This is a genomic window from Tabrizicola sp. TH137 (assembly GCF_002855575.1).
Taxonomy (GTDB): domain Bacteria; phylum Pseudomonadota; class Alphaproteobacteria; order Rhodobacterales; family Rhodobacteraceae; genus Paragemmobacter.
This window is the reverse complement of the sequence record NZ_PKRQ01000002.1, coordinates 241,855-257,446: the sequence shown is the minus strand read 5'-3', so window position 1 is coordinate 257,446 and position 15,592 is coordinate 241,855. Positions and strand designations below refer to the sequence as shown.

General features: G+C 67.7%; 16 protein-coding genes and 1 tRNA gene. 14 read left to right on the top strand and 3 right to left on the bottom strand.

The annotated features are described in order from the left end of the window. Position 1 precedes the first annotated feature (1 nt). Together C0V75_RS06610 and eno are read left to right on the top strand one after the other, a co-directional pair. Positions 2 to 928, top strand: coding sequence for a DMT family transporter (locus C0V75_RS06610; RefSeq protein ID WP_101920128.1), 927 nt, complete (start codon positions 2 to 4; stop codon positions 926 to 928). Between the two features lie 48 nt (positions 929 to 976). After that, positions 977 to 2,254: a phosphopyruvate hydratase gene (eno, locus tag C0V75_RS06605; protein WP_101920127.1), complete on the top strand. Its 1,278-nt coding sequence runs from the start codon at positions 977 to 979 to the stop codon at positions 2,252 to 2,254. Between the two features lie 107 nt (positions 2,255 to 2,361). Here the strand turns inward: eno and C0V75_RS06600 are convergent, their stop codons facing one another. Then, positions 2,362 to 3,435, bottom strand: a complete 1,074-nt coding sequence (locus C0V75_RS06600) for an FAD-binding oxidoreductase (protein ID WP_158241791.1) — start codon at positions 3,433 to 3,435, stop codon at positions 2,362 to 2,364. Between the two features lie 48 nt (positions 3,436 to 3,483). Between C0V75_RS06600 and C0V75_RS06595 the strand changes: the two genes are divergently transcribed. The 3 genes from C0V75_RS06595 to rarD all read left to right on the top strand — a co-directional run bounded on the left by C0V75_RS06595 (position 3,484) and on the right by rarD (position 5,923). Next, the gene (locus C0V75_RS06595; RefSeq protein ID WP_101920732.1) at positions 3,484 to 3,912 is read left to right on the top strand and encodes a cupin domain-containing protein; all 429 of its coding nucleotides are present in this window, start codon (positions 3,484 to 3,486) and stop codon (positions 3,910 to 3,912) included. A gap of 141 nt (positions 3,913 to 4,053) precedes the next feature. Further along, positions 4,054 to 4,938, top strand: coding sequence for a fatty acid desaturase (locus C0V75_RS06590; protein ID WP_101920125.1), 885 nt, complete (start codon positions 4,054 to 4,056; stop codon positions 4,936 to 4,938). Between the two features lie 91 nt (positions 4,939 to 5,029). Further along, complete coding sequence (rarD, locus tag C0V75_RS06585; RefSeq protein WP_101920124.1) at positions 5,030 to 5,923, top strand: EamA family transporter RarD; 894 nt, start codon at positions 5,030 to 5,032, stop codon at positions 5,921 to 5,923. A gap of 94 nt (positions 5,924 to 6,017) precedes the next feature. Here rarD and C0V75_RS06580 read toward each other — a convergent pair whose 3' ends face one another. Next, positions 6,018 to 7,112 carry an anhydro-N-acetylmuramic acid kinase gene (locus tag C0V75_RS06580; protein ID WP_101920123.1) on the bottom strand — a complete coding sequence of 365 codons (1,095 nt, stop codon included), beginning with the start codon at positions 7,110 to 7,112 and terminating at the stop codon, positions 6,018 to 6,020. 60 nt (positions 7,113 to 7,172) lie between these two features. Between C0V75_RS06580 and tyrS the strand changes: the two genes are divergently transcribed. From tyrS to C0V75_RS06535, 9 genes are all read left to right on the top strand, one after another. After that, positions 7,173 to 8,423, top strand: a complete 1,251-nt coding sequence (gene tyrS, locus C0V75_RS06575; RefSeq protein ID WP_101920122.1) for a tyrosine--tRNA ligase — start codon at positions 7,173 to 7,175, stop codon at positions 8,421 to 8,423. Between the two features lie 91 nt (positions 8,424 to 8,514). Further along, a complete protein-coding gene (locus C0V75_RS06570; RefSeq protein WP_101920121.1) occupies positions 8,515 to 9,684 on the top strand; it encodes a CaiB/BaiF CoA-transferase family protein in 1,170 nt (389 codons plus the stop codon). An 87-nt stretch (positions 9,685 to 9,771) separates the two neighbouring features. Further along, on the top strand, positions 9,772 to 10,170 hold the full coding sequence (locus tag C0V75_RS06565; protein WP_101920120.1) for a cupin domain-containing protein: 399 nt from the start codon (positions 9,772 to 9,774) through the stop codon (positions 10,168 to 10,170). Then, the gene (locus tag C0V75_RS06560; protein WP_101920119.1) at positions 10,167 to 12,203 is read left to right on the top strand and encodes an ASKHA domain-containing protein; all 2,037 of its coding nucleotides are present in this window, start codon (positions 10,167 to 10,169) and stop codon (positions 12,201 to 12,203) included. Before C0V75_RS06565 ends, C0V75_RS06560 begins: the two co-directional genes overlap by 4 nt. After that, positions 12,145 to 12,810, top strand: coding sequence for a sigma-70 family RNA polymerase sigma factor (locus C0V75_RS06555; protein WP_371410670.1), 666 nt, complete (start codon positions 12,145 to 12,147; stop codon positions 12,808 to 12,810). Before C0V75_RS06560 ends, C0V75_RS06555 begins: the two co-directional genes overlap by 59 nt. Continuing rightward, on the top strand, positions 12,807 to 13,472 hold the full coding sequence (locus tag C0V75_RS06550; RefSeq protein WP_158241790.1) for an anti-sigma factor domain-containing protein: 666 nt from the start codon (positions 12,807 to 12,809) through the stop codon (positions 13,470 to 13,472). The genes C0V75_RS06555 and C0V75_RS06550 overlap by 4 nt, the downstream gene beginning before the upstream one ends. A 95-nt stretch (positions 13,473 to 13,567) precedes the next feature. Further along, complete coding sequence (locus C0V75_RS06545; RefSeq protein WP_101920117.1) at positions 13,568 to 14,125, top strand: fasciclin domain-containing protein; 558 nt, start codon at positions 13,568 to 13,570, stop codon at positions 14,123 to 14,125. Positions 14,126 to 14,303: 178 nt separating this feature from the next. Further along, positions 14,304 to 14,849, top strand: coding sequence for an NAD(P)H-dependent oxidoreductase (locus C0V75_RS06540; protein ID WP_101920116.1), 546 nt, complete (start codon positions 14,304 to 14,306; stop codon positions 14,847 to 14,849). 68 nt (positions 14,850 to 14,917) lie between these two features. Further along, positions 14,918 to 14,991 (top strand) — tRNA-Gly (locus C0V75_RS06535). An 11-nt stretch (positions 14,992 to 15,002) separates the two neighbouring features. On the opposite strand, the gene C0V75_RS06530 is transcribed toward C0V75_RS06535, so the two are convergent. Next, the gene (locus C0V75_RS06530; RefSeq protein WP_216821420.1) at positions 15,003 to 15,554 is read right to left on the bottom strand and encodes a CHAP domain-containing protein; all 552 of its coding nucleotides are present in this window, start codon (positions 15,552 to 15,554) and stop codon (positions 15,003 to 15,005) included. Between the last annotated feature and the right edge of the window lie 38 nt (positions 15,555 to 15,592).

The following is a 15,592-nucleotide window of genomic DNA, read 5'->3' as shown; positions in this document are numbered from 1 at the left end:
CATGGCCCGCCCGCGCCTTGCGGCAAGGGATGCCGCCGGGGCGGCGGGCAATCTGCGCGGCATCGGCCTCATGCTGGCGGTCATGGCGCTCTTCTCCGTGGAAGACATGTTCCTGAAATGGGCCGCCGAAGGCTTGCCCGTCGGTATGGTCGTCTTCATCGCAGGCGCCTTCGGCGCGCCGGTCTTCGCCCTGATGGCCCGGATGGAAGGCCGCCGCGTCCTGACCCGTGCCGCGCTGCAACCGGCCGTTCTGGCGCGCAACGCAGGCGAGATGATCGCCACCATCGCCTATATCCACGCGCTGGCCGCCGTAGACCTGTCCACCGTTTCGGCGGTGCTTCAGGCCACGCCGCTGGCTGTCACGCTCGGCGCGGCGCTCTTCCTGCGCGAAAAGGTGGGTTGGCGGCGCTGGTCGGCCATCGCGGTCGGCTTTGCCGGTGTCCTCCTCGTCATCCGCCCGGGGATGGAAGGTTTCCGCCCCGAGGCGCTCTGGGTCCTCATCTCCGTCGCGGGCCTTGCCCTGCGCGACCTCGCCGCCCGCGCCATCCCCGGCGATTGCAGCACCGCTCAGGTGTCCTGCTGGGGCCTGCTGTCCGTCGCGCTGCTCGGCGCGATGATGATGAGCCAGGGCGGCGCGGTCCGCCCGGATGCAACCCAGGTCGCCATCCTCTTCGGCGCGGTCGTCTTCGGCACTGCCGGTTACTGGGCCGTCGTCGCGGCCACGCGGATGGGCGAAGTGGCCGTCGTGTCGCCCTTCCGTTACGCGCGGCTGGTCTTCTCCATGGCGATCGGGAGTCTCGTCTTCGGCGAAAGGCCCGACGCCCTGATGCTCGTCGGGGCGGCGCTGGTGATCGGGTCGGGGCTCTATGCCTTCGCCCGCGAACGCGCCCGCAAACGCGCCCTTTCCATGCAGGGCGCCAGCGGGTAAACAGCCGCGCGAGAGCACCACGCGTTTGCCACGGAGGCCAAACAGCCCATGAGCACGATCATCGACATCCACGCCCGCGAGATTCTCGACAGCCGCGGCAACCCCACGGTCGAGGTGGACGTCCATCTCGAAGGCGGCTTCATGGGCCGCGCCGCCGTGCCGTCGGGGGCATCGACCGGCGCGCATGAGGCGGTGGAACGCCGCGACGGCGACAAGGCCCGCTACAAGGGCAAGGGCGTGCAAGAGGCCGTCGCTGCCGTAAATGGTGAAATTGCCGAGGAAATCGTCGGGTTCGACGCTCTCGAACAGGTCGGCATCGACCGCACGATGATCGAGATGGACGGCACACCGAACAAGTCCCGGCTTGGCGCGAATGCGATTCTCGGCGTCTCGCTGGCCGTGGCCAAGGCAGCGGCCGAGGCGACGGGCCAGCCGCTTTTCCGTTATGTGGGCGGCACTTCCGCGCGGGTGCTCCCGGTGCCGATGATGAACATCATCAATGGCGGCGAACATGCCGACAACCCGATCGACATCCAGGAATTCATGATCATGCCCGTCGGCGCGGACAATATCCGCGATGCGGTGCGGATGGGGTCCGAGGTGTTCCACACCCTGAAGAAGGAACTTCAGGCCGCCGGCCACAATACCGGCATCGGCGATGAGGGTGGCTTTGCGCCGAACCTCAACTCCGCCCGTGATGCGCTTGATTTCATTCTGAAATCCATCGAGAAGGCAGGCTATCGTCCCGGCGAGGACATCTTCCTCGCCCTCGATTGCGCCGCCACCGAATACTTCAAGAACGGCCGCTATGAGATGAAGGGCGAAGGGAAATCCCTTTCCATCGAAGAGAACGTCGCCTTCCTTGCGGGCCTCGCTGCCGATTACCCGATCATCAGCATCGAGGACGGCTGTTCCGAGGATGACTGGGCGGGCTGGAAGCTGCTGACCGAAACGCTGGGCAGCAAGATCCAGCTTGTCGGGGACGATCTTTTCGTCACCAATCCCAAGCGCCTTGCGGAAGGGATTTCAAAGGGTTGCGCGAATTCCATGCTGGTCAAGGTGAACCAGATCGGCACCCTGACCGAGACGTTGCAGGCGGTGGAGATGGCGCATCGCGCCCGCTATACAAATGTCATGTCGCACCGGTCGGGCGAGACAGAGGATGCCACCATCGCCGACCTCGCCGTCGCCACGAATTGCGGTCAGATCAAGACCGGGTCGCTGTCGCGGTCGGACCGTCTGGCGAAATACAACCAGCTTATCCGCATCGAAGAGATGCTGAGCGAGACGGCGGAATATGCCGGGGACTCGATCCTCAAGGGCTGAAACGCCTGTTCCGCGGGCTGTGCCGCAAACTGTGCAGCAAACTGTGCAGCAAACTGTGGCCACAGAGAACAGACAGAAGGCCCCCGTCGCAAGGCGGGGGTCTTCTGCTATCCGGTGAAGAACCGTGCCGAGCGGAACGGCGCCAGCAGCGCCTGTTCCCCCTGCCCGCCCAGTTCTGCCGCCAGAAGATCGGCGACAAGCGGGGCCAGCGTCGCGCCGGAATGCATCACCGCCAGAGACAGACCGGGCAGCACCGGCCCGATCACCGGCAGCCCGTCCCCCGGCACCGGCCGCTCGGCCAGAAACAGCCGGTCGGGCCGGATGAAGGCATTGGGAAAGAGATGGCGCAACCGCATCAGCGTGGCCTGTTCCATCTCTTGCGGCGGGGGCAGGGCTTCGGCCGCATCCGCCTGATGATGGGCGCTGGCGGGGGCGATCAGCCGCCCTTGCGCATCCTGCCGCACCTCCTGGTCGGAGGTGGCAAGGATATGGTGCAGCAGCGGCTGCAATGGCCGCGTCACCAAAAGCGCGCCGGGCCGGTGCAGCATCGGCAGATGCAGCCCCAGCGGCGCCAGCAGCGCGGGCGTCCCCGTCCCGGTGCAGAGGATGACATGATCGGCATGGATATCGCCCGCCGCCGTGCGGATGCCGGTGATGCGGTCGTCGGACTGGGTCAGCCCTTCCACCCGCAGGCCGCAGATCAGATGCGCGCTGTGCGACGAGGCGGAGCCCAGCAGGGCATGGGTCAGATCGCCGGGGTCCTGCGCGGATTCGAGCGGGAAGAAGAGCGCACGTTCAGGCGGATGGGCAAGGCGCGGCTCCAGCGCCGCGACGGCGGCACGGTCGAGCAGCCGCAGCGGATAATCCAGCGCCTCCAGCGCCGCAAGCTGGCGGTCGAAGGCCACGCCCGTCTCTTCATACCAGAGGCAGCCTTCGGGCTGATACGGGCGCGCGAGTTCGGCGGCAAGCTGACGATGCGCCTCCATCGCCGCGCGGCGCAGGTGGAAATGATCCTCCGACAGGAAGAAGCTGGCATTCACCCAGCCGAAGCTACGGCCCGACGCGCCGATGGCTGGGGCCAGCGCTTCGATCACGGTCACGGAGGCGCCATCCCGCGCCAGCCGATGCGCGAGGGCGGCACCCATGATGCCCGCACCGAGGATGAGGAAACGGGGTTGCATGGCGGCTCCTTTGCCCCATGGTGGCAGGGTCTGATGCCGGAGGGAAGCATGGATCACGCCGAAGCGATCATTGCCGCGCTGAACCTGGATCCGCATCCCGAAGGCGGCTGGTACCGCGAGACCTGGGCGGGGCCGGAGGTGGCGGGTCGTGCAGCGGGAACGGCGATCTATTTCCTGCTGAAGGCTGGCGAGCGGTCACATTGGCATCGCGTCGATGCGGGCGAGGTCTGGCTTTGGCATGCAGGCGCGCCGCTGGACTTGCTCATGGCGGAAACGGCGGCGGGGCCGGTGACGGTGAAGGCCTTGGGCGCGGATGTGCTGGCGGGGCAGCGCCCGCAGGCCGTGGTCCCCGCCGGATGGTGGCAGGCGGCCGAGGCGCGGGCGGGATGGGCCTTGGTCAGTTGCTGCGTCGCGCCGGGATTCCGCTTCGACGGGTTCGAACTGGCGGAACCGGGGTTCACGATCGACGGGCGTTAGGGCGAACTCTGACGCAGATGTCGCGGCGGGGTCACGCGCAGAAACCGCGCGGAGGCCTTTAGGCGCAGGTGACGGGGCGCGGAATTTGCGTAAAATTCCCCACCGGCTTCGGCGTCAGAAGCCATGTGCCGGAGGAGAGGCATGGATCACAAGGCATGGCTCGCCACGCTGCCGCCCGAGGTGAAGGCCGATCTGACGGCCCGGTCCGATGCGGCGGGCCTGCGCCATCTGGCGCTGCACCTGGGGCTGATCCTGCTCTGCGGCGCGGTCCTCGCGGCGGGGGCTCCGGGGTGGTGGCTGCTTTTGCCGGTGCAGGGCGTGCTGATCGTCTTTCTCTTCACGCTGGAACATGAGGCGACGCATCAGACCCCCTTCGCGCGGATCTGGCTGAACGAGGCGGTGGGGCATCTTTGCGGCTTCCTGCTGTTCCTGCCCTTTCTGTGGTTCCGCTATTTCCATCTGGCGCATCACCGCTGGACGAATATCGAGGGCAAGGACCCCGAGCTGGAAGGGGCCAAGCCCGAAACGCCGGCGGCCTGGCTCTGGCATGTGTCGGGCCTGCCCTATTGGCTGGCCGAGGCGCGGCTATTGTGGAGCCTTGCCCTTGGCCGGGCGCAGGCGCCCTATCTGCCGGACTCCGCCCTGCCCCGGATGACGCGCGAGGCACGGGTCATGCTGGCGGGCTATGGGCTGGTGGCGCTGTCGCTGTTGTGGACGGACCTCTTGCTCTGGGTCTGGCTGATCCCCGTCCTGCTGGGCCAGCCGCTGCTGCGGCTTTACCTTCTGGCCGAACATGGCGATTGCCCGCGCGTGGCCGACATGTTCCTGAACACGCGCACCACCTTTACCAACCGGATCGTCCGCTTTCTTGCCTGGAACATGCCCTATCATGCGGAACATCACGTCGCCCCCGCTGTGCCCTTTCACCGCCTGCCCGACCTGCATGCCAGGATGCGCGCCCATCTGGCCGTGACGGCGGAGGGCTATGCCGCCTTCACGCGGGACTATCTGGCCCGCCGCCTTTGATGGCCTGACGTTCTGGCGATAGGCCTGCATTATTGCCACCGTCACAATTCGGCATTGGCGCTTTGTCCCCTGACCCGATAGCAGGGGCGGCATGAGCGATCCCGTCCCCGCCCCGACCAAGAACGAGGACAGCCCCAAGGGCCTGTTCCTCGCCATCGCCGCCTATCTGATGTGGGGCTTCCTGCCGCTTTACATGAAGGCACTCTCCGCCGTGCCGGTGCTGGAGGTGCTGGCGCATCGCGTGGTCTGGTCGGTGCCGGTGGCGGGGGCGATCCTGATCTGGCTGGGGCGGACGGCGGATCTGAAGGCGGCGCTGCGCAGCCCCCGCATGATCGGGATGGCGGCGCTGACGGCGGGGCTGATCTCGGTCAACTGGGCGATCTATGTCTGGTCGATCCAGTCGGGGCAGGCGCTGGAGGCGGCCTTGGGCTATTACATCAACCCGCTCTTTTCCATCTTCCTTGGCGCGGTGTTGCTGGGGGAACGGATGAACCGGGCGCAGGGGGCGGCCATCGCATTGGCGGCTGCGGCCGTGGCGGTGCTGACATGGGAAGCGGGGCGCGTGCCGCTGGTGGCGCTGGGGCTGACCGTGAGCTGGGGGTTCTATGCCTATCTGAAGAAGCGGCTGCCGCTGGGGCCCAATCAGGGCTTCATGCTGGAGGTGCTGATCCTGTCGCCGCTGGCGCTGGGGTTCCTGCTGTGGCAGGGCGCGCAGGGCGGGCTGGTCTTCGGGGCCGATGCGGGGCTGACGGGGCTTTTGCTGCTGGCGGGCGTGGTGACGGCGGTGCCGCTGATGGTCTATGCCAATGGGGCAAAGCTGTTGCGCCTGTCCACCATCGGCATCCTGCAATATATCGCGCCGACGATGATCTTCCTGACCGCCGTCTTCGTCTTTGGCGAGGAATTCGGCACGGCCCGGGCCGTGGCCTTCCCGATGATCTGGGCGGCGCTGGTGATCTATACCGGGTCGATGCTGAAACGCTGAGCCCCGCCGGACCTGCGGGAGCGGGGGCCTGCCCCCGCACCCCCGGGATATTTGAGAACAGATGAAGCTGCGGCTTTGGGGGGATGACGGCAGATCAGTCCGGCCGGCTGACCTTGCCCCCGCCGACCAGAGCGCCAACGCCCGTGGTGGCGGGGCCGGAGGTGGGCAGGCCGCGCGCGACGCGGACGGCGAGATAGGCGAAAGCCTGCGCCTCCAGCATGTCGCCATCCAGACCCGCCGCCTCGATCGGTTCCGCCTCCAGCCGCATCCGGGCGGTCAGTTCCGCCATGATCCGGGCATTGTGCCGCCCGCCCCCGGTGACCAGAAGGCGGGTGATGGGAACAGGGAAATGCTCTGCCCCCCGCGCCACGGCGGCGGCAGCGGCGGCGGCAAGGGTGGCGGCGGCATCCTCCAGCCCGAGATTGCCGATGTCGAGCGCCGCGTGAAAAGCGTTGCGGTCGAGCGATTTGGGCGGCATCCGGTGAAAGAAGGGATGGCGCAGGAAGGCGGCAAGCCGGTCCTCATCCACCTGCCCCTGCATCCCCGTTGCACCTTCGGGGTCAAGTGGCTGGCCGGTGCGGGCGAGCATCAGGTCATTGAGCGGCGCATTGGCGGGGCCGGTGTCGAAGGCCAGAAGCGCGCCATGGCTTTCCGGCGCGGGCTGGCGCGGGTCGATCCAGGTGACATTGCCCACGCCGCCAAGGTTGAGGATCGCCAGCGGCTGCGCGGCGCCGATATGGCGCGCGCAGGCGAAATGGAAGAAGGGGGCAAGCGGCGCGCCCTGCCCGCCCATGGCGATATCGGTGCTGCGGAAGTCCCAGACCACCGGCAGGCCCAGCACCCGCGCCAAGAGCGCGCCATCCCCGGCCTGATGGGTGCCGCGCCCCTTGGGATCATGCGCCAGCGTCTGGCCGTGAAAGCCGATGATCCCGGCCCCCGTGAAACGCGACAGCAGTTCGGCATGGGCGGTTTCCACCACCTCCGCCGCCTCGGCCACCCCGTCTTCGCCCGGCCAGCGCCCCAGAGCGGCGCGCAGGACCGCCTGTTCGCCAGCGCTATAGGCGCGGAAGGCCGAGGGGCCGAACTCCAGGATGCGTTCCCCATCCGTCAGGATCATGGCCGCATCCACCCCGTCAAGCGAGGTGCCCGACATGGTTCCCAGCGCCCAGACCGCCCCGCCTTTCAGCATCTTCCTTTCACCCCCTGCCCCCGCTATACCGCCGAGGCCAAGTTAAAGCACGGGTGTCCCATGACCTACCATCCGAAATCCGACTTCCTGCGCGTGATGATGGAGCGCGGCTATCTGGCCGATTGCACCGATTATCAGGCGCTGGACGAGGCTTTGGTGAAAGGGGTCCTGCCCGCCTATATCGGCTATGATGCCACCGCGGCGAGCCTGCATGTGGGCCATCTTCTGAACATCACGATGCTGCGCTGGTTGCAGAAGACCGGCCACAAGCCGATCACCCTGATGGGGGGCGGGACGACGAAGGTGGGCGATCCCTCCTTCCGGGCCGAGGAGCGGCCCCTTCTCAGCCCGGCGCAGATCGACGCCAATATTGCCGGGATGCAGAAGGTCTTTGCCCGCTACCTGTCCTACGGGACGGGGCCGTCGGATGCGATCATGCTGAACAATGCCGAATGGCTGGACAGCCTGAACTACCTCGATTTCCTGCGGGACATCGGGCGGCATTTTTCGGTCAACCGGATGCTGTCATTTGAATCCGTGAAGTCGCGGCTGGACCGGGAGCAATCCCTTTCCTTCCTCGAATTCAACTACATGATCCTGCAAGCCTACGATTTCCTTGAGCTTTACCGCCGCTATGGCTGCCGCTTGCAGATGGGCGGGTCGGATCAGTGGGGCAATATCATCAACGGGATCGACCTGACCCGCCGCGTGCTGGATGCCGATATCTTCGGCCTCACCTCGCCCCTCCTCACAACGAGCGACGGCAAGAAGATGGGCAAGTCGGCCTCGGGTGCGGTCTGGCTGGATGGCGGGATGCTGTCGCCCTATGAGTTCTGGCAATTCTGGCGCAACACGACCGATGCCGATGTGGGCCGCTTCCTGAAGCTTTATACCGAGCTTCCGGTGGAGGAATGCAACCGCCTTGGCGCGCTGGCAGGGTCGGAGATCAACGCCGCCAAGATCATCCTCGCCAATGAGGTGACCACCCTTCTGCACGGGGCCGAAGCGGCGGCAGCGGCCGAGGCCACGGCGCGCGAAGTGTTTGAAAAGGGCGGGATCGGCGACGACCTGCCCACCGTGGCCCTGTCGGTGGACGAGGTGGCCGAGGGCGTCGGCATCGTGCAGCTTTTCGTCCGCGCGGGCCTTGCGGCCAGCGGCAAGGATGCCAAGCGGCTGATTTCCGAAGGCGGGGCCCGGCTGAATGACGAGATCGTCACCGATGCCGCGCTGCGCCTTGGGGCGGGCGATCTGGCCGAACCCGTGAAGCTGACCGCCGGGAAAAAGCGGCATGCGCTGGTGACGCTGGGCTGAGACCCGCGCCGATTGTCGCGGACCAGACGCCGCCCCTTGATCGCGGGGGGCGGCGGCGCTTTGCTGGTGCGGCCCATCAAGGAGCCTTGCGATGACCGCGCCCCAAGCCGCCCCCCTTGCCGGGATCACCGTTCTGGACCTGACCCATGTGCTGGCAGGCCCCTTCTGTTCCACCATCCTCGGCGATCTGGGCGCGCGGATCATCAAGGTGGAACGCCCCGGCACGGGCGATGACACCCGCGCCTTCCCGCCTTTCGTGGCGGGCGAGTCCGGCTATTTCGCCGCGTTGAACGCGGGCAAGCGCTCCATCGCGCTGGACCTGAAGGCGGCGGAGGACCGGATGATCTTTGACCGGCTTCTCGCCCGCGCCGATGTGCTGCTGGAGAATTTCCGCCCCGGCGTCATGGCGCGGCTGGGTTACGGGTGGGAGGTTCTGCATGCCCGCCATCCCCGCCTGATCTATGGCGCGGTGTCGGGCTTTGGCCAGACGGGGCCAGAGGCCGGGAAGCCCGCCTATGACATGGTGGTGCAGGCGCGCGGCGGCGTGATGTCGATCACCGGCGAAGAAGGCGGGCCGCCCGCGCGCGTCGGTGCCTCCATCGGGGATATCGTGGCGGGGATGTATCTGGCGCAAGGGGTGCTGGCCGCCCTCTTCGACCGGGAACGCAGCGGCGAGGGCCGGATGATCGACGTGGCGATGCTGGATGCCCAGCTTGCCATCCAGGAGCACAGCCTTGCCATCACGGCGGCCACCGGCACCCCGCCGGGGCCGACCGGCGCGCGGCATCCGACCATCACGCCCTTTTCCACCTATCGCGCGGCGGACGGGTTCTTTGTCATCGCCGCAGGGAATGACGCGCTTTTCGCCCGGCTTTGCGCGGCGCTGGCGCTGCCTCTGGCGGATGACCCGCGCTTTGCCACCAATGCCGCGCGTTGCGAGAATGTGCATCTTCTGAAACGGCTGATCGAGGCGGTGACGCTTGGGAATGGCGTGGCGCATTGGATCGGGGTGCTGGAGGCGGCAGGGGTGCCCACCGGGCGGGTGCAGGACATGGCCGAGGCGATGCGCGATCCGCAGATCCTGGCCCGCAACATGGTGCTGCCGGTGACGGCGCGGGAGGGCGGGCCGGGCTTCACCGCGGCAGGAAATCCCATCAAGATGACGGGCCTGCCCGAAGCCGCCGCCCGCGCGCCTGCGCCCACGCTGGACGGCGACCGCGCCGCGATCCTGCGCTGGCTGGAGGATGACCCGCCTGCGTGACGCCCGCAGGCCCTGACCTGACGCAATCCGACATGGACCCTGCGCGCCTGCGCCCTAGAACAGGGGGCGCGAACAGGAGACAGCCCTTTGCCGACCGCGACTGCCGTCGATGCCGCCACCCTGCCCGACGAACGCTGGGATGACCCGGCGCGCGGGACGATCCGCTTTCGCACACTGTTTTCTGCGCCGCAAACGGACAGCGATCAGCTTACCTGCGGCGTGGCGATGATGGCCGAGGGTGACACTTTCCCGCTGCACTCCCATCCGCAGGCCGAGGTCTATTTCGGGCTGGAGGGCGAGGGAGAGGTGATGGTGGACGGGATGCCGCATCGCCTTGCGCCCGGTGTGGCGCTTTACATCCCCGGCGGGGCCGTGCATGGCGTGCCGGTCGCCCGCGCCCCCTTGCGCTGGTTCTACTGCTTCGCCGCCGACAGCTTTGCCGATATCCGCTACAGCTTCCTCTTCGAAACGGACCCCAGACAATGACCGAAGACGCGCTCGTCATCTTCACCCCTTCCGGCAAGCGGGGGCGCTTCCCGCTGGGAATGCCCGTCCTGACGGCGGCGCGGCAACTGGGTGTGGACCTTGATTCCGTCTGCGGCGGGCGGGGCATCTGTTCCAAATGCCAGATCACGCCCAGCTATGGCGATTTCCCCAAACATGGGGTGACGGTGGCCGATGGCGCGCTGACGGAATGGAACGCGGTCGAGGAACGCTACAAATCCAAACGCGGGATGCTGGATGGGCGGCGCCTGGGTTGTCAGGCCAAGGTGATGGGCGATGTGGTCATCGACGTGCCGCCGGAATCCCAGGTCCACAAGCAGGTGATCCGCAAATCCGCCACCCAGCGCGACATCGTGATGGACCCGGCGACGCGGCTTCTTTACGTCGAGGTGGCCGAACCCGACATGCACGAACCGACCGGCGATTTCGAACGCCTCGCCATCGCGCTGCGCGATCAATGGCAGGTGGAGGATGTGACGGCGGACCTCGCCCTGATGCGCCGCCTGCAACCCGTGCTGCGCAAGGGCGAATGGAAGGTCACGGTCGCCCTGCACAAGGGCAACCATGACGCCACGCCCCGCATCCTCGACCTCTGGCCCGGCTTCCATGAGGGCGGGCTTTACGGGCTGGCCATCGACCTGGGCTCCACCACCATCGCGGCGCATCTCTGCGATCTGAAGGATGGCGCGGTGCTGGCCTCTTCGGGCCTGATGAACCCGCAGATCCGCTTTGGCGAGGATCTGATGTCGCGCGTCTCTTACGCGATGATGAACCCCGGCGGGGATGTGGAGATGACGCGGGCGGTGCGCGAGGCGATCAATGCGCTGGCCGCTTCCATCGCCGCCGAGGCGGGGATCGAGACCACGGCGATCTATGAGGTGGTCTTCGTCTGCAACCCGGTGATGCACCACCTGCTCTTGGGCATCGACCCGGTGGAACTGGGTCAGGCGCCCTTCGCGCTGGCGACCTCCGGCTCGCTCTCGCTTGATGCGCGCGATCTGGACCTGACGAACCTCAACCGCGCGGCACGGGTCTATGTGCTGCCCTGCATCGCGGGCCATGTGGGGGCCGATGCCGCCGCCGTGGCCCTGTCGGAGGAACCCGGCAAATCGAAGGACATGGTCCTGATCGTCGATGTCGGCACCAATGCCGAGATCCTCTTGGGCAACGAAACCCGCGTCCTTGCCTGCTCTTCCCCCACCGGCCCGGCTTTCGAGGGCGCGCAGATCAGCAGCGGCCAGCGCGCCGCGCCCGGCGCCATCGAACGGGTGGAGATCGACCCCGTGACCAAGGAACCCCGTTTCCGCGTCATCGGCAGCGACCTCTGGTCCGACGATCCCGGTTTCGCCGAGGCGACAAAGCAGAGCGGCATCACCGGCATCTGCGGATCGGGCATCATCGAGGCGGTGGCGGAACTGCGGATGGCCGGGCTTCTCGATCCCGGCGGGCTGATCGGCGGGCCGGATCAGACCGGGACGCCGCGCTGTGTGCCGGAAGGGCGCACCCACAGCTATCTTCTGCATGACGGCAGCGCCGAGGGCGGGCCGCGCATCATGGTGACGCAGGGCGATATCCGCGCCATCCAGCTTGCGAAATCCGCGCTCTATGCGGGCGCGCGGTTGCTGATGGACGAGATGGGGGTGGACAAGGTGGATCGCGTCACCCTCGCCGGGGCCTTCGGCGCGCATATCAGCCCGAAACACGCCATGGTGCTGGGCATGATCCCCGATGTCCCGCTGGACCGCGTCACCAGCGCGGGCAATGCCGCAGGCACCGGTGCGCGCATCGCGCTGTGCAACGTGGCGGCGCGCGACCAGATCGAGGCGACGGTGCATCACATCCACAAGGTGGAAACCGCCATCGAGCCGAAGTTTCAGGAACATTTCGTCAACGCCAATGCCATCCCGCACGCGACCGACCCCTTCCCGGAATTGAACGCCGTGGTCACCCTGCCCGATGTCAGCTTCAACGCCGGCGGCGCGGGGTCCGAAGGGCGCAGGCGGCGGCGCGGCTGACCGGGGTTTTCTTCCCCCGCCGCCCCGCTATGATCGCGCCGAACGCGACAGGATGACGATGACCGAAGACCCGGTAGCCGATCTTCTTTCCCGGGTGGCCGCGCAGGACCGCGCGGCCTTCCGCGCGCTTTATTCGCAAAGCGCGGCGAAACTCATGGGTGTGCTGCTGCGTATCCTTGGCAATCGGGCCGAGGCGGAAGAGGCGCTTCAGGAAGTTTTCACCCGCGTCTGGCTGCGTGCCGGGCGCTTTGACGCGACGAAGGGGCGCGGCATGACCTGGCTCATCGCCATCGCGCGCAACCACGCCATCGACCGGCTGCGGGCCCGGCCCTCCGAGGCCGCGCGGGATGACAGCGAGGGCGTCATCGACCGTATCCGCGACAGCGCCCCCACCGCCGAAACGCGGATGATCGCCCTGGGCGAGGCGGGCCGCATCGCCGACTGTTTCGCCACACTGGAACCCGACCGCGCCTCGGCAGTGCGCGGGGCCTATCTGGACGGGCTGTCCTATCAGGATCTGGCCGACCGCCATGCCGTGCCGCTGAACACGATGCGGACATGGCTGCGGCGCGGGCTCCTCAAGCTGCGGGAATGTCTGGACGCATGACCAGCGACGATACCCCCCTTTCGCCCGAAGATCAGACCGATGCCCTGGCGGCGGAATATGTGCTGGGCGTGCTGCCGCTGCCGGAACGGCTGGCGGCCGAGACGCGGATGAAGACCGATGCCGCCTTTGCCGCGCGGGTTGCGGCCTGGGAAGACAGGCTCGCCCCTCTCAACGAAGCCTATGCCGAGGCGACGGCGCCCGACCTGATGCCGCAGATCGAGGCGCGGCTCTTCCCCAGGCCCGCCCCGGCGCCAAAGCGCAATTCCCTGCTCGGCTGGCTGGCGGGGGCGGCTACCGCGGTGGCTCTGGTCCTGGCGGGGATGACCCTTCTGGTGCCGCCCTCGCCCGGAACGCTTGTCGCCGTGCTGGGCGAGGTGGATGCCAGCCTGCGCTTCGAGGCGCGTTTCGACGGGGATACGCTGACCGTGATCCGCGTCGCTGGCAGCGCCGCGCCGGCAGGTCAGGTGCAGGAAGTCTGGATCATCGCGCCCGAGGCGGCCCCCGTCTCGCTGGGTCTGATGCCCGCGGATCGTCTCGCCGTGCCTTATCCCGAGGCTCCGGCGGGCTGGACCCTCGCCGTCTCGCTGGAACCCGAGGGCGGCTCGCCCACCGGGGCGCCGACCGGGCCGGTGCTGGCGGCGGGGCTGATCACGGACCTGTGACCGGGTTTTCCGCCGGGCCTGAAACTCGCCCCGCCCTGCCCCCGTAACTCCCCGCACGACAAGGCGATGGACGCCTTCGCAACGGGAGAGACGACATGAAACTCGGATATGCCTTTCCGGCCCTGATCCTTGCCACCGGCATGGCCTTCGCGGCCAGCGACGGCAGCGAAAACCCGATGGTGGGCGGCGCGCCCATGTTCTCGGACAAGAATATCGTCGAGAATGCGGTGAATTCGGCCGATCACACCACGCTGGTCGCCGCCGTGCAGGCCGCCGGTCTGGTGGAGACGCTGCAAGGCGAAGGCCCCTTCACCGTCTTTGCCCCCACCAATGACGCCTTCGCCAAGCTGCCCGCCGGCACGGTGGAGACGCTGCTGAAGCCGGAGAACAAGGATCAACTGGTCAAGATCCTGACCTGCCATGTGGTCGCGGCGAATGCGATGGCCGCCGATATCGGCAAGATGATCGCCGATGATGGCGGGATGCATACGGTTTCCACCGTGGGCGGCTGCGACTTCACCGTGATGGCCGAGGGTGATGCGATCAAGATCAAGGATGGCATGGGCAATATCGCCACCGTGACCATCGCCGATGTGAAACAGTCGAACGGCGTGATCCATGTGATCGACACCGTGCTGCTGCCCGCCATGTAAGGCGCGCGGCAGGCGCGGGCGCGGGGGCGTCACTCCCCGGCCCGCGCAGCCGAGGTTCGTCCGCGCGCGCCATTTTCCTGTCCCCACTTCCGGCCGCGAGGACGGGCAAGAGGGTTCCGTCGGCATCTCCCCACGGAACCCTCTTGTCTTTTTCCCCGGCCATGGCCTTGATCGCGGGATGGATCGGCGGTTCCTCTTTCTTCTCTCTTCGGCCCGCAAGGGGGGCAATGCGCTAGCTCTGGCGCAGGCTGCCGCTGCCCCGATCCCGGCCGCCGCGCAGGTCTGGATCGACCTCTGCGACCCGCCCCTTCCGGCCTTCACCGATCTGCGCCCCGGTTTCGCCCTGCCCCACGGCCCCGTCGCCCAGATCCATGCGGCGATGCGCGAGGCGAGCGATATCGTGATGGTGGCCCCGATCTACTGGTATGCCCTGCCCGCCCCGGCCAAGCTGCTGCTGGATCATTGGTCGGGCTGGCTCGATGCGCCCGAGACGGGCTTTGCCGATTGGGTGAAGGGCAAGCGGATGCATCTGGTCACCGCCCGCGCCGACCCCGACCCGACGGTCCCCGACCTGGCCGAGGCGATGCTGCGGCGGTCGGCGGAATGGCTGGGCATGGTCTGGGGCGGCGCGCTGCATGGCATCGGCGATGCGCCGGGCGAGGTTTCCGGCGACCGCGCCGCGATGACCGCCGCGCGCCGCTTCCTCGGCAGCGACCTGCGCTAAGGGCGCGGCCCCGGCAGGCGCGCTTGCCGCTTGACGCCGCGCTGCGCATCGCTTACCTCAGCCCCGTCGCGGGTGTAGCTCAATGGTAGAGCCGCAGCTTCCCAAGCTGAAGACGAGGGTTCGATTCCCTTCACCCGCTCCAGCCCCACCCCTTCACTCCGCGTAGATGAACCCTTTCACCGGGTTCACGCGGCCCAGGCTGCCCGCCCCGTTTGCCACCCGCACCTTCGACCAGTCGCCCTTGGCCGAGACATCCACCACCACCGTATCCAGCGTGATGCGGTTCCTCTCCCAATTCGCCTGATCGACAAGCACCGTCCGGTCGTCGATCACCTTCGACACCACGGCGACATGGCCCTTGGGCATGGACCGGCTTGCTGCGAAAGCCATGACCGCGCCCACCTTCGGCTCATGCCCGCGCGCATAGCGGCCTCTGGCCTGATCCCACCAGGTGCGGGCATTGCCGCGGATTTCCACCCCGCTCACGGCGCGGGCGAAGGGGACGCACCAGATGCGCCCGCGCGGCGGGTTGGCCATCGCCACTTTCACCGCCGCCTTCAGTTCCGCCCGCGCCGCCCGGTCCGGCCCGCCCTTCTGCGCCGGCGCGAAAAGCGCAAGCAGACCCTGCTGCGCGCGTTCGGCCTGGGCCGGGGCGGTGAATGGAAGCAGGAGGGCGACAGAGAGGCAGAGCGGGCGCAGCAGCATCGGGAGGCCTTGATTTGTTGATCCGTCGCGCCCCCTGA